The organism is Mitsuaria sp. 7, from assembly GCF_001653795.1.
GTDB lineage: Bacteria > Pseudomonadota > Gammaproteobacteria > Burkholderiales > Burkholderiaceae_C > Roseateles.
Genome location: NZ_CP011514.1, coordinates 2,579,783 through 2,592,516, shown reverse-complemented (window position 1 = coordinate 2,592,516; position 12,734 = coordinate 2,579,783). Strand labels below are relative to the sequence as shown.

15 protein-coding genes are annotated in these 12,734 nt (G+C 69.6%); 10 read left to right on the top strand and 5 right to left on the bottom strand.

Annotated elements, in window-relative coordinates; all coding sequences use genetic code 11:
- Window positions 1-6 precede the first annotated feature (6 nt).
- Window positions 7-924 carry an STM4015 family protein gene (locus ABE85_RS11465; protein WP_067274196.1) on the bottom strand — a complete coding sequence of 306 codons (918 nt, stop codon included), beginning with the start codon at window positions 922-924 and terminating at the stop codon, window positions 7-9.
- A 269-nt stretch (window positions 925-1,193) separates the two neighbouring features.
- Here ABE85_RS11465 and ABE85_RS11455 point away from each other — a divergent pair, with 269 nt between their 5' ends.
- The 3 genes from ABE85_RS11455 to ABE85_RS11445 all read left to right on the top strand — a co-directional run bounded on the left by ABE85_RS11455 (window position 1,194) and on the right by ABE85_RS11445 (window position 2,707).
- Window positions 1,194-1,643 (top strand): helix-turn-helix transcriptional regulator, encoded by a 450-nt coding sequence (locus ABE85_RS11455; protein ID WP_067274190.1) that lies wholly within the window; start codon window positions 1,194-1,196, stop codon window positions 1,641-1,643.
- A gap of 87 nt (window positions 1,644-1,730) precedes the next feature.
- Entirely contained in the window at window positions 1,731-2,144 is a 414-nt protein-coding gene (locus ABE85_RS11450; protein ID WP_067274186.1) for a VOC family protein, read from the top strand.
- Window positions 2,145-2,329: 185 nt separating this feature from the next.
- Window positions 2,330-2,707 (top strand): DUF1801 domain-containing protein, encoded by a 378-nt coding sequence (locus tag ABE85_RS11445; RefSeq protein WP_197507358.1) that lies wholly within the window; start codon window positions 2,330-2,332, stop codon window positions 2,705-2,707.
- 57 nt (window positions 2,708-2,764) lie between these two features.
- On the opposite strand, the gene ABE85_RS11440 is transcribed toward ABE85_RS11445, so the two are convergent.
- The 3 genes from ABE85_RS11440 to ABE85_RS11430 all read right to left on the bottom strand — a co-directional run bounded on the left by ABE85_RS11440 (window position 2,765) and on the right by ABE85_RS11430 (window position 4,539).
- Window positions 2,765-3,184 (bottom strand): VOC family protein, encoded by a 420-nt coding sequence (locus tag ABE85_RS11440; protein ID WP_067274182.1) that lies wholly within the window; start codon window positions 3,182-3,184, stop codon window positions 2,765-2,767.
- Between the two features lie 211 nt (window positions 3,185-3,395).
- Window positions 3,396-3,998, bottom strand: a complete 603-nt coding sequence (locus ABE85_RS11435; protein WP_067274178.1) for an alpha-ketoglutarate-dependent dioxygenase AlkB — start codon at window positions 3,996-3,998, stop codon at window positions 3,396-3,398.
- Window positions 3,999-4,008: 10 nt separating this feature from the next.
- Window positions 4,009-4,539, bottom strand: a complete 531-nt coding sequence (locus ABE85_RS11430) for a gamma carbonic anhydrase family protein (RefSeq protein WP_067274175.1) — start codon at window positions 4,537-4,539, stop codon at window positions 4,009-4,011.
- 34 nt (window positions 4,540-4,573) lie between these two features.
- Between ABE85_RS11430 and ABE85_RS11425 the strand changes: the two genes are divergently transcribed.
- The 5 genes from ABE85_RS11425 to ABE85_RS11405 all read left to right on the top strand — a co-directional run bounded on the left by ABE85_RS11425 (window position 4,574) and on the right by ABE85_RS11405 (window position 8,535).
- Window positions 4,574-4,987, top strand: coding sequence for a hypothetical protein (locus ABE85_RS11425; protein ID WP_067282500.1), 414 nt, complete (start codon window positions 4,574-4,576; stop codon window positions 4,985-4,987).
- A gap of 57 nt (window positions 4,988-5,044) precedes the next feature.
- A complete protein-coding gene (locus tag ABE85_RS11420) occupies window positions 5,045-6,049 on the top strand; it encodes a threo-3-hydroxy-L-aspartate ammonia-lyase (RefSeq protein WP_067274171.1) in 1,005 nt (334 codons plus the stop codon).
- Between the two features lie 155 nt (window positions 6,050-6,204).
- Window positions 6,205-7,176, top strand: a complete 972-nt coding sequence (locus ABE85_RS26945) for a M15 family metallopeptidase (protein WP_197507301.1) — start codon at window positions 6,205-6,207, stop codon at window positions 7,174-7,176.
- A gap of 157 nt (window positions 7,177-7,333) precedes the next feature.
- Window positions 7,334-7,801, top strand: coding sequence for a hypothetical protein (locus tag ABE85_RS11410; protein ID WP_067274168.1), 468 nt, complete (start codon window positions 7,334-7,336; stop codon window positions 7,799-7,801).
- Between the two features lie 110 nt (window positions 7,802-7,911).
- On the top strand, window positions 7,912-8,535 hold the full coding sequence (locus ABE85_RS11405) for a phosphohydrolase (protein ID WP_067274164.1): 624 nt from the start codon (window positions 7,912-7,914) through the stop codon (window positions 8,533-8,535).
- A 45-nt stretch (window positions 8,536-8,580) separates the two neighbouring features.
- Here the strand turns inward: ABE85_RS11405 and ABE85_RS11400 are convergent, their stop codons facing one another.
- Window positions 8,581-9,228, bottom strand: a complete 648-nt coding sequence (locus ABE85_RS11400) for a TetR/AcrR family transcriptional regulator (protein WP_067274161.1) — start codon at window positions 9,226-9,228, stop codon at window positions 8,581-8,583.
- A 118-nt stretch (window positions 9,229-9,346) separates the two neighbouring features.
- Between ABE85_RS11400 and ABE85_RS11395 the strand changes: the two genes are divergently transcribed.
- Window positions 9,347-10,477 carry a dipeptidase gene (locus ABE85_RS11395; protein WP_067274157.1) on the top strand — a complete coding sequence of 377 codons (1,131 nt, stop codon included), beginning with the start codon at window positions 9,347-9,349 and terminating at the stop codon, window positions 10,475-10,477.
- Complete coding sequence (locus ABE85_RS11390; protein WP_067274153.1) at window positions 10,474-12,567, top strand: amidohydrolase family protein; 2,094 nt, start codon at window positions 10,474-10,476, stop codon at window positions 12,565-12,567. The genes ABE85_RS11395 and ABE85_RS11390 overlap by 4 nt, the downstream gene beginning before the upstream one ends.
- The last annotated feature ends 167 nt before the right edge of the window (window positions 12,568-12,734 follow it).

Below are 12,734 nucleotides of genomic sequence, written 5' to 3'. Positions count from 1 at the left end.
TCCGGCTCACTCGCCGACGGCGACGTAGCGGTCGTCGTCGTCGCCGCTGTCCTGCGCATCGTCGAGCACCACGCCGGGGATCGCCGCGCGCAGCTGCGCCTGCAGCGGCTCGGAGATGTAGTGGTGCGACAGGTCCAGCCGCTTCAGCGAGGCGACGTGCGGGCTGGCAAGGAGCGCCTTGGCGCCGGCGTCGCCGATCGTGCCGAGGGACAGGTCCAGCGTGTACAGCGAGGCGACCCAGGATTCACCGGCCAGCCAGACGGCCAGGTCGTCGGCGATCTCCGAGTCGCGCAGGCCGAGCACGCGCAGCGTCGGCGTGCGCAGTGTCGCCAGCACCTGGCGGTACAGCGCGACGTCGCCGTCGAAGCCGTAGCCGTCAGTGCCCAGCCACAGCTCGAGGTGGGTCAGCGCCGGGAACGAGGATTCGGCGAGCGCCTTGGCGATCTCCGACGGCAGGCCGCCGCTCTCGATGGTGAGTTCGCGCAGGTTGGCGTGGGTCAGGGGCTGCCATTCCAGCGAGGTGGCGCCGCGGATGCGCAGCACTTCCAGTTGGGGGAAGGCCTGCAGCAGATGGCCGTAGCGCGTGCCCTGGATGATCCAGGAGATCTCGCACTCCTCGTAGGTCATGTCGCCGACGAACAGCGCCTTGAGCCTGGGGAGTTGCGGCGCGAGTTCGGCGAGGCGGTCCAGGACGGGGTCGGGACCGTCGTCGTGCGGTTCATTCCAGCGACCGAGGATCAGGGCTTCGAGCTGGCCGGGATCGACCTGCGCGAGGTACTCGTCGAGCAGGGCCACGAGGCTGCGGTCGTCGTCGTAGTCCAGCACCAGCCGGTGGACCACGCCGGGGCCGCCGGTGACGGCACCGCCCTCGTAGTCCTGGACGGTCTTGCCGAAAAAGGTTTCCGTGCGCTCCGAGATGGTCATGACCCCCTCCACTGGGTGTTCGATTGAGCCGCGAAGGATAGCGGAACGAAGCGACGGTTTGATGCACGGGAACCGGGGTCCGGACGACGGCGGAGTGGCGAGACCGCTGGCCCTCACCCCCGCCCTCTCCCGCAAGCGGGAGAGGGAGCAAGAGGAGCAAGAGGATCAGGCGCCGCGAGTCGATCCGGCCGGACTCCCTCTCCCGCTTGCGGGAGAGGGTGGGGGTGAGGGCCAGCGGTGGTGGCAGTAGAGCTGAGTACGATGTCCGGATGCACGCTGCGCCCGACGATCCTCCAAGCACCCGGCTGCGCGACCTTGCTCGCCTGCGGCGCGTCCGTGACCGCATCGACCGCGAGTACGCCCAGCCGCTGGACGTCGAGGCGCTGGCGCAGGGCATCGGCATGTCGGCCGGCCACCTGAGCCGGCAGTTCCGCCTGGCCTACGGCGAGTCCGTCTACGCCTACCTGATGACCCGCCGCATCGAGCGCGCCATGGCGCTGCTGCGCCGCGGCGACCTCAGCGTCACCGAGATCTGCTTCGAGGTCGGCTGCTCCTCGCTGGGCACCTTCAGCACCCGGTTCACCGAGCTGGTGGGCGTGCCGCCCAGCGTCTACCGCCGCGACGCCGCGGCCGACACCGAAGGCCTGCCGTCCTGCGTCGCCAAGCAGGTGACGCGTCCGATCAGGAATCGAGAAGCGCCGGAGAAATCGTCCCCCTAGACTGCGTTCCAAGGGTTCGGACCTGGGCGGCGACGGCCGCCAACCCCGCTGACATCAGCCCCTGGAATCATTCATCTGGAGACAGACATGGACATCACCATCCACTCGACCTTCCTGCCGCACACCGACCCCGAGGAATCGCTGGCCTTCTACCGCGATGGACTGGACTTCGAGATCCGCAAGGACGTCGCCTTCGGCGGCAACCGCTGGATCACGATCGGGCCCAAGGGCAGGCCGGACACCTCCATCGTCCTGTTCCCGCCGAACGCCACGCCCGGCCTCACCGACGAGGAGAAGCGCACCATCGCCGAGATGATGGCCAAGGGCACCTACGCGATGCTGCTGCTGGGGGCGAAGGACCTGGACGAGACCTTCCAGCGCCTGCAGTCGCGGGACGCGGAGATCGTGCAGGAGCCGATCGACCAGCCCTACGGCGTGCGCGACTTCGGCGTGCGCGACCCGGCCGGCAACATGATCCGTATCCAGCAGCTCAAGAACTGACCCCGGAGACTCGAATGCCCAGCACCACCGTTCCGAAGAAGAAGCCCGCGACGGGCGCCGCCAAGCTCTCCGCCAAGCACGCCGCGACGTATGTGGCGAAGAAGGCGGTCAAGCCGGTCGCCAAGAGCACCTTCGGAGGCGCCGCGCCCAGCGACGACAACGTCCCCGGCGTGAACGCTTCCAAGATGATCGATGCCCGCATCGCCGAGCTCGGCGACTGGCGCGGCGAGATGCTCGCGCGCCTGCGCAAGCTGATGAAGGAGGCGGTGCCGGGTGTCGAGGAGACGTGGAAGTGGCGAGGCACGCCGGTGTTCGAGCGCAACGGCCAGATCTGCACCGGCGAGACCTACAAGGAGGTCGTGAAGATGACCTTCGCGAAGGGGGCGAAGCTGCCGGACCCGGGCAAGCTCTTCAATTCGAGCCTGGACGGCAATGCGCGCCGCGCCATCGACATCCGCAAGGGCGAGAAGATCGATGAGACGGCGCTGAAGGCGCTGTTCCAGGCGGCCGCGGCGCTGAACGACGCGGCCGCCAAGCCGAAGAAGGCCAAGCCGGCGGCTTGAGGCCGCCTGCCTGGTCCTCCGCCTTCGGTCACCCGCCTGCAGGCGGGTCGTCGAGCCTCAGCCCTGCTGGCTCGCGAAGGTCCGGCGGAATTCCGGTGCCGCGTCCTCGCGGGTGTTGACCTCGAGCATCAGCCGCCCCGGCATCCAGCAGAAGAAGCGCGATCCTCGCGCATGCGAGATCAGCTTCGTTTCCATCGGCACACCCGCGACGAGCATGTCGGCGTGGATGCGTTCGAGGTCCGTCAGCGTCGAGACTTCGACGCCGATGTGGAAGTTGCCGGGCCAGGTGACGTCGCGATCGCGGGCGTCCTCGAGGACGATGTCGAGGGCGTCCTTCTTCACGACGCGGCTGCTGCCCATGGCGAGCACGGCAAAGCCGAGGAACTGCTCGAAGAAGGCAGCGGTCGCGGGGACGTCGTGGGAGGGGAAGCTCAGATGGTTGAGCGTGGAACGGACGGTCGTAGCAAGCGTGGTCATGGTATGCCTGTGCGCAAGCCGGCACGACGCTGAGGCGTCGGAGTGCCAGTGGGGTTGCGCGTTGGCTGACGTAAACGCTTACGGCCCGGTGCAGATCAGTTCGGAACGAAACGACTGCGGAGCGGTTGTCATCGTAGTGGCGTCGCGCGAACACGGTCAAGCGCGGCGATGCCGAGGCGCCGATCGTCGTGCGATCAGCGGATGGGCGCCTTCATCGATCCCGCCGCGCGGTGCGGAACGTGATCGACCGACGCAGCCGCTCCACCGGCGCGACGCTGTGCTGCCACGCCCATCGAGACGGTCCTCGCAGCGCATAGATCGACCGCGGCTCGACGCTCACCTTGATGACGTCGGCGCGCTTGGGCCCATTTGGCGCATTGGGCGGATAGGGACGGAAGCGCAGCATCGCGGACGCGCCCAGCGAGACGCCGAAGATCTCTTCGAAGTCCGGCACGTCGCGGTGCCAGCCCAGCGGCGTGCCGGGCGAGTACTCGGCCACCAGCGCATGCACGAGCGCCTCCGGTGCGATGCCTGCCCATTCCGCGACGCGCTGTCGCAGCGGCTGCAGTTCCTCGATGAGCGACTGCGCCGGGCGCAGCCGGTTGGTGTCGTAGTCGAAGCTGCCGCCGTAGCTGACGACGCGGCGTCGCGCGGTGTATTCCTTGTACTGCGCAGCTTCCAGCGGCAGCGAGCGGATCAACGCGATCAGCGCGCCTTCCTCGTCCGGCGACAGGAAGCCCGAGCGATACGCCATGCCTTCGGGCAGCGCGTCGGCGGGCGGGTCGAGGTCGTCGAAGAGGCTGGACTGGTCCATGAGAAGCCGTTCAGGCGCCCAGGTAGTTGTCCTTCACCCGGATGTAATGCTCGGCGGAGTACTTCAGGTAGGCGATCTCGTCGGCGGTGAGTTCGCGCACGGGCATCGCGGGCCGGCCCATGTAGAGGTGGCCGCTCTTGAGCACCTTGCCCGGCGACACCAGGCTGCCGGCGCCCAGCATCACGCGGTCCTCGATGACGACGTCGTCCATCACGATGCTGCCCATGCCGATGAGGCACTCGTTGCCGATGCGGCAGCCGTGCAGGATGACGGAATGGCCGATCGTCACGTGGTCGCCGATGATCAGCGGTGAGCCTTCCGGCTTCTTCGGGTGCTTGTGCGAGACATGCCCCATCGTCAGGTCCTGCACGTTGGTGCCGGTGCCGATCACAATGCGGTTCACGTCGCCCCGCAGCACCGCGTTGCACCAGACCGAACTGTCGGGACCGAGGGTGACGTCGCCGATCACCTGGGCGGATTCATGGACGAAGACGCGCTCGGCGAGCACCGGGGCGGTATCGAGGTAAGGGGACAGCGGCATGGCGGGCGAGGGCGGGCAGCGGAAGAAGAAGACCATTGTCGCGGCGTCGAAGAAGACCGTCGCGAAGCCTGCTGCCAAGACGCCCAGGGAGCCGGCTGCGAAACCCGCCGTCAAGGCGCCGCGCGAGAAGCGCCATCACCATTACGTCTACGTCGTCGAGCTCGCCGACCAGGTCTGGAACGAGCCGCGCTTCCGCAAGGCGAATCCGGATTACCGGCTCGGCATGCCCTTCGTGTACGTCGGCATGACGGGGCTCGATCCCGACCTGCGCTTCGACAAGCACAAGGCCGGCATCCAGTCCAACCGCTACGTCTTCGACTACGGCCTGCGCCTGCTGCCGCAGCTGTACGAGGTCTACAACCCGATGCCCTATGAGGCGGCGCGGGAGATGGAGGTCGAGCTGGCCATCGGTCTGCGCGAGGCGGGCTACGGTGTATGGCAGGCCTGAAACTGTTTCGATACAGCGCTGCGGCATGATGGCCCGGCCCTTCGTTCAGGAGCAGAGATGAGCGCCACGTCCCACACCGCCGCCACGCCGGTGGCCCTTCCGACCTACGCCGACGTCGAGGCCGCCGCCCGTCGCATCGAAGGCCACGCGCATCGCACGCCGGTGCTGACCTCGCGCACCGTCGACGAGCTGTTCGGCGCGCAGGTGTTCTTCAAGTGCGAGAACTTCCAGCGCATGGGCGCCTTCAAGTTCCGCGGCGCGTTCAACGCGCTGTCGCGCTTCACGCCGGAGCAGCGCCGCTTCGGCGTGGTCGCGTTCTCGTCGGGCAACCACGCGCAGGCGATCGCGCTGTCGGCGCGCATCCTCGGGATGCCGTCCACCATCGTCATGCCCAAGGACGCGCCCGCGGCCAAGATCGCCGCGACGCGCGGCTACGGCGGCCAGATCGTCCTCTACGACCGCTACACCGAGGACCGCCTGCAGATCGGCCGCGACCTGGCCGAGAAGCACGGCCTGACCCTCATCCCGCCGTTCGACCACCCCGACGTGCTGACGGGGCAGGGCACCGCCGCGAAGGAGCTGTTCGACGAGGTCGGCGCGCTCGACGCCGTCTTCACGCCGCTGGGCGGCGGCGGCCTGCTGTCGGGGACCGCGTTGTCGACCCGCGCGCTGTCGCCGAAGGCGAAGCTGTACGGCGTCGAGCCCGAGGCGGGCAACGACGGCCAGCAGTCGTTCCGCAGCGGGACCATCGTCACCATCGATACGCCGCGCACCATCGCCGACGGCGCGCAGACGCCGCACCTCGGCGACATCACCTTCGCGCTGATCCGCCAGCATGTCGACGACGTCCTCACCGCCACCGACGCGGAACTGGTCGACGCCATGGGCTTCTTCGCGTCGCGGATGAAGATGTTGGTCGAGCCGACCGGCTGCCTGGGCTTCGCCGCCGCGAAGGCGATGAAGGACCAGTTGAAGGGCCAGCGCGTCGGCATCGTGATCAGCGGCGGCAACGTCGACATGGCGCGCTTCTGCGAACTGGTGGGCGCCGCAGCCGCGGCTTGAGCGGGCGCCCCGCGCCTTTCGGGCGCTCCGCGTTACGGCCCGTCACAGCTGCGAGGGACGCCGGACGGTCGGGGTGACCTTGGTCAATGTCGCGATCGGAGGCCGATGCCCAGAATGCGCTGGCCATCAGATTTCGACAGCAAGGGGATCCTCGCGTGCAAGCTCATCTCATCGAATCCGTCGGCGCCGCCGGCAAGAACCGCAAGGCCGACGTCGAATCCGTACAGCGTCTGCTGACGGCCCGTCAGCTCTACCGCGGCCGCGTCGACGGCCTGTGCGGCCCGCTGACGGTCGACGGCATCCTGCGCTTCCAGCGCGGTTTCATGAGCAAGCCCGATGGCCGCGTCGATCCCAACGGCAGCACGCTGAAGCGCCTGAGCGCCGCCGCCCCGGCCACCAGCACGCACGCCGCGTCGCCGGCCGCCCGCGTGGCGCCCGCTGCGGCCTCCCGCCCGGCCAACGCGGCCGCGTCGCGTCCCGCGGCCACCCACACGGCCACCTCGGCACCGGCCACCAGCGCCGGCAGCACCTCCGCCGCGACGCCGCAGCACGTCGCGGCCAGCGGCGATGCCGGCAGCGCCCGCGCGCTGCTGACCACGCTGGTGCCGCGTCCCGACGCGCACACGATGAATCCCGGCCTGGTGGCCGTGTCGTCGACCTACATGGTCCAGTCGCTGGGCCAGCCGCGTCACTCGTACTCGCAGGACTGCCAGCCGCTGACCAACGAGAAGCTGAAGAAGCACATCGTGTCGAAGTCGGTCGGCCCCTTCCGCGCGACCGGCCTGGACCTGGCCGTCGACAGCCTGGCCGCCGTGATGGAAGACATCCGCAAGGAACAGCCCGCCGTGTACGCGGCGCTGGGCACCGCCGGCATGCTCTGCTGCCGCAACATCCGCGGCTCGACGACCGGCATCTCCAACCACTCCTGGGGCACGGCGATCGACCTGACCCTCAACGGCGTGCTGGACAAGCGCGGCGACAGCAAGGTGCAGGTCGGCCTGACGCTGATCGCGCCCATCTTCAACCGCCACGGCTGGTACTGGGGCGCCGCGTTCCGCACCGAGGACGCGATGCACTTCGAGGCCAGCCGCTCGCTGGTCTCCCAGTGGGCGCCGCGCCTGACCTGAGCGATCGACGTCCGACCGCCGGTCCGCCGGCGGCTGCGATCGCCGGTGTCGACCGCAGGTTCCGGCCCCCTGGGGTGCCGCTTGCCGCGACACCCGTTGTTTCAATCTCCGCGACGCGCTCCCACCGGGGTGCGTCGCTGCGTGGATACTCGTCGTCATGAAGCCCAGTCTGATCTCCGTCTTCCGCGTGCTGGCCCTGTCGGGCCTGGTGATGACCGCCGCCTGCCAGCCCTCGCTGGCCGCCTGCAACGTGAGCACGCCGCCCGACGGCTGGGCCGCGGGCTCGGCGCGCTGGGACGGCGCCTGCGCCGCCGACAAGGCCGACGGCCTGGGCGTGCTCAAGGAGCAGCAGGGCGCCGCCGTGAAGCGCATGTTCCTCGGCCGCGTGGCCAAGGGGGAACTCGCGCTGGGCGTCGTCGACATCCCCGACCAGGGCTTCATGGCCGGCCGCTTCGAGCAGGGCAAGCTCGTCCCGAGCGAAGACCGCCAGGTGTTCATCCAGGCCTTCGAGGAAGGCGCGAAGGCCGCGACCGCCGTCGCCGACCGCTTCGAGAAGGCCGGCAACGCCGCCTCGGCGAAGTTCTACCGCGCCAAGGCCAAGGCCCTGCGCGAGCAGATGGACTGAGCGCGCGGCGGCCCGGTGCCGCTGCGCCCTCCGGGTGGCGATTCGTTCGGCCGTCCCGGATGCATTCCATGCTGACAGCGGGCGCTCCGGCGCTCGCTACAGTCGATCGCATGACCGACAGCCCCCGCGCCTGGATCCGCCTGCCCTCCGGGGCCGCGCTCGACCTGATCAATCCGTCTCCCGACGCGTGGACCGACGAGGACCTCGCGCTGCGCCTGGCTCGCACCTACCGCTGGGGCGGTGAATCCGTCTGGCCCTGGCCCTTGTCGGTCGCGCAGCATTCGCTGCTGGTGCTCGCGCTGCGCCGCCAATGGGCGGAAGAGGACGGCGAACCGCTGTCCCCCGCGCTCCAGCGCGCCGAGCTCCTGCACGACGCGGAGGAAGGCTTCCTCGGTTTCGACTGCATCTCGCCGCTCAAGCGCGTGCTGGGCGAGCCGTTCCGAGTCGTCGGCGACAGGCTGCTGATGGCGATCGCCATCCGGTATCAATTGCCTGCGTGGACGCCGGAAACGCACGCGACGCACAAGCGCGCCGACAGCACCGCCGCCGCGACCGAAGCCGTGCGCTGCACGGGCTGGTCCGAGCGCGAGGTGCGCGAGGTGCTGGGCATCACCCACCCGGTGCTGGACGTGGATCCCTTGCAGGCCGCGTATGGCGGAACGCCGTGGGAGCCGTGGCCGTCGGATATCGCAGCCGGTCGGTTCCTGGAAGCACTGCGCCGGCTCAATACCTGACCCCAGGCGATGTGCGGTGAGCTGAGGCAGCAGTCGCGGCGCCGCTCAGATGTGCCGGGCGATCGACCGCCAGGCGGCCTCGGCCAGGATCGCCCCGCGATCCGCCGGGCTCGCCAGCCGGCGTCCCGCCAGCCACGAACGGCTGTACCACTCCGCCGCACCCAGCACGAGCGCCGGGATCAGCTCCTCCGGCAGCGGCATCACCCGCCCGTACTTCACGTCGCGCGCGAAACACGCGTCGATCGGCCCGTAACGGGTCGCCATCCGCGCGCGGAGCTCGTCGCCGAACGGCCCGCCCGCGACGACTTCGCGGGCGATGAAATAGAAGCGCGCGAGGTCCGGATGCTCGGTGATCCACTCCACATAGGCGGTGATCAGGGCGTCGACCACCGCATGGCTGTCCTCCAGCCCGCCGATGCGCGCCGCGATGGCGCGGCTCTGGTCGTCGACCGCCGCGAACAGCAGCGCCGCGACCACGCCTTCCTTGTTCTTGAAGTGGTGATAGATCGTGCCCACACTCTGGCCGCTGGCGGCGCGCAGGTCGTCGATCGTCGTGGCCTCGATGCCGCGGGCGTTGAACGCGGACAGGGCCTGCGCCAGGATCAGCCGCTTGGTCTCGGCGCGGTCGTCCGGGTAGGCGACCTTCAGTACTTGCTCGGTCCTCGCGACGGCCTTGGCGGTCTTCGTGGGCATGATTAGAATAATCTTCTAGAGTTGTCGGCGGTCCCGTCCGGGAATCTCGTCCAGGGCGTCGGAGACCGCGGGGCAATAAGCGCGATCATCCCTCAAAGCACCTGCCGTCCACGCACCCATGAAGCCCTCGTTGCTGCCCGTCCTGAATGCGCTGGGTGTCCTGGACAACCCAAACCGGCAACTGCAGCCGAGTTCGCAGCCGAGTTCGCAGCCGAGTTCGCAATCGCATTCGCAGCCAGGCTCGCAGCCGGCTCCCGGCGACCGTCGCGCGATGGCCTACGCCAGCAGCGCGCAGGACGTCGATGAGCGCTCGCTGGACGACGCGCTGGCGTCGGGGCTCTATGCGGTCAACGTGACGCTGGGACATGTCGCCGGCAGCGACGATCCGCGCGCCGCCACGGAGCGCGACATCGCCGGCTGGGACGCCTTCATCGGCACGCATCCGCAACTTCTGAAGGTAGGCACCGGAGAGGACCTCGCCACCGCGCGCCGGGACGGCCGCATCGGCGTCATCTACGGTTTCCAGAACACGGAGATGCTGGGCGCCGACGTGGCGGCCGTGGACCACTTCGCCGACCTGGGCGTGCGGGTGATCCAGCTGACCTACAACGGTCGCAACGCGGTCGGCTGCGGCGCGACGGTGCCGGACGACGAGGGCCTCAGCGCCTTCGGCGCCGAGGTCGTCGAGCGGCTGCAGCAGCGGCGCGTGCTGGTCGACCTGAGCCACAGCAGCGAGCGCACCTGCCTGGACGCGCTGGGTCTGGCCACGCGTCCGGTCGCGATCACGCACACCGGCTGCCGCGCGATCGCCGATCATCCGCGCAACAAGAGCGATACCGAGCTGCGGCTGCTCGCCGAGCGGGGCGGTGTGGTCGGGCTCTACTTCATGCCCTACCTGCGCCTGAGCGGCCAGCCGCATGCCGACGATCTGATCGCGCATCTGGAGCACGCGATCGACATCTGCGGCGAGGATCATGTCGGTCTGGGATCCGACGGCGGCAGCACGCACTACGACGACATGGCCGCCTATCGCAGGCACCTCGAGGAAGAGATCGCGCTGCGCCGCAGCCTGGGCATAGGCGCGCCGGGCGAGACGGCGGACGTGTGGCTGTTCCTGCCGGACCTGTGCGGACCGGACCAGTACCAGCGGCTGGCGCGGTTGCTGTCGGCGCGCGGCCACCGCGCGGCGCGCATCGAGAAGATCCTGCACGGCAACTTCCGCCGGCTGATGACGGAGACCTGGGAATGAAGACGACCTACCGATTCACGCTGCTGGCGGCCCTGTGCGCGACCCTGTGCGCGGCGCTCTGGGCGCCGACCGCCCGCGCGCACGACGATCACGAGCGCCAATGGGCGCCGACGGCCGCCGATGCGCAGGCGGCCCAGGTCGCCTTGCCCGCGCCGCAGGTGCTGCCGGGCGCGAAAGCGCTGCTGTCGCAGGTCCAGATCCACGGCATGACTGTCGGCCGCCAGGCGCTGAGCCGCCAGGGCGACGAGGTGCTGGTCGACTACGCCTTCAGCGAGCGCGGCCGCGGCGATCAGATCCGCGCGCGTTGGACGCTCGATGCGCGCGGCCTGCCGCTGCGCTACGAGGCCGAAGGCAACGACTACTGGAAGGTGCCGCTCACCGAGCGCTTCGACCGTGCCGACGGCAAGGCGTCCTGGAAGAACCGCGTGGAGCAGGGCGGTGCGGCGTGGCCGGAGACGGGTGCGTTCTACCTGCCCGCCAACGCGCCGCCGGAGTTCACCGGTGTGCTGGCCCGCGCGCTGCTGAAGGCGCCGGGGCAACGACTGGCCCTGCTGCCGGCGGGCGAGGCGACGCTCACCAAGGGCCCGACGATCGCTGCGGGTGGACGTCGACTGACGCTGCATCTGATCTCCGGCATCGACTTCACGCCGGTGGCGGTGTGGCTGGACGAGCGCCAGCAGACCGCCGCCGTGATCGACGACTGGTTCGAGGTCCTGGAAGCGCGCGACGTGCCGGCGTTGCCGCGGCTGTCCACGGCGCAGCGCGATGCGGACAAGCGCTGGTCCGCGGACCTCGCCAAGCGGATGACGCATGTGCCGCAGGGTGACCTGCTGATCCGTCATGCACGGCTGTTCGAGCCGCGCGACCTGGCTGCGCGTGAAGACATGCGCGTGCTGATCCGCGGCGGTGTCATCGTGCGCGTCGAGCCCGACGACGGCTCACCCGCGCCGGCCGGCACCGAAGTCATCGAGGCGGCCGGCCGGTTCCTGATGCCGGGCCTGTGGGACGTGCACCAGCATTTCTCCGGCACGGACGGCGTCTTCGACCTGATCGCGGGCGTGACCAGCGCGCGCGACATGGCCAACGACAACCTGCCGCTGATCGAGCGCGTGAAGCGCTTCGATGCGGGCACCGAGCTCGGCCCGCGCGTGGTGAAGGCCGGCATCGTCGAAGGCGTCGGCCCGCTGGCCGGTCCGACCGACGTGCGCGTCGAGACGGTCGAGCAGGCGCGCAAGGCGGTCGACTGGTACGCCGATCGCGGCTACGAGCAGATCAAGATCTATTCGTCCTTCAAGCCGGAGCTGGTGCGCCCCATCGCGGACATGGCGCATGCGCGCGGGCTGCGCGTGAGCGGCCACGTGCCGGCGTTCATGCGGGCGGGGCAGTTCATCGACGCGGGCGCGGACGAGATCCAGCATCTGAACTTCATCGTGCTGAACTTTTTCCCCGAGGTCGCCGATACGCGCGGCAAGGACCGCTACACGGTGATGGCGGAGAAGCTGCTGCAGCTCGACCTCGACAGCGCGCCGGTGGCGGGCTTCATCGCGGAAATGCGACGTCGACACACGGTGCTCGACCCGACGGTGGCGATCCTGGAGGGCTTGTACTCGGGCGCGCCGGGCGAGCCGCCGGCGGCGCTGAAGGGCATGGTCGAGCGTTTCCCGCCGACCGTGCGGCGGCGGCTGCTCTCCGGCGCGGTGGCCGTGCCGCCGGGCAAGGAAGAAGCGTACCGGCAGGCGCTGCCGCGGCTGCTGCAGCTGGTGAAGCGGCTGCACGATGGCGGCGTCACGCTGATGCCGGGCACGGACGCCTTCGCAGGCTACACGCTGCACCGCGAGCTGGAGCTCTACGTGCGCGCCGGCATCCCCAACGCGGAGGTGCTGCGCCTGGCGACGCTGACGCCGGCGCAGGTGCTGGGCGTGGCGGGACAACGCGGCGAAATTGCCGCAGGCAAGCAGGCCGACATGGTGCTGCTGGACGGCGATCCGCTGAAGGACATCGCCGCGCTGCGGCAGGTGGTGAAGACGATCAAGGCGGGACGGGTGTTTGATCCAGCGCAGATGGAAGCGGCGATGGGGATGACGAAATGAGTCGGAGTTTCTGAGGGCACCACCCCTGCATCGGTTTTTCCGATGCTCCGACGCCGCCTTTTCGAATCATGGTTTGCACGCCCCGTTCGGGCGAGGCGCCGGTCCTATGCTCCGCGCCTTTGCGGAGAGCCCCACTGTCGAGGTGCTCCCGCGCGCACGGCACCGTG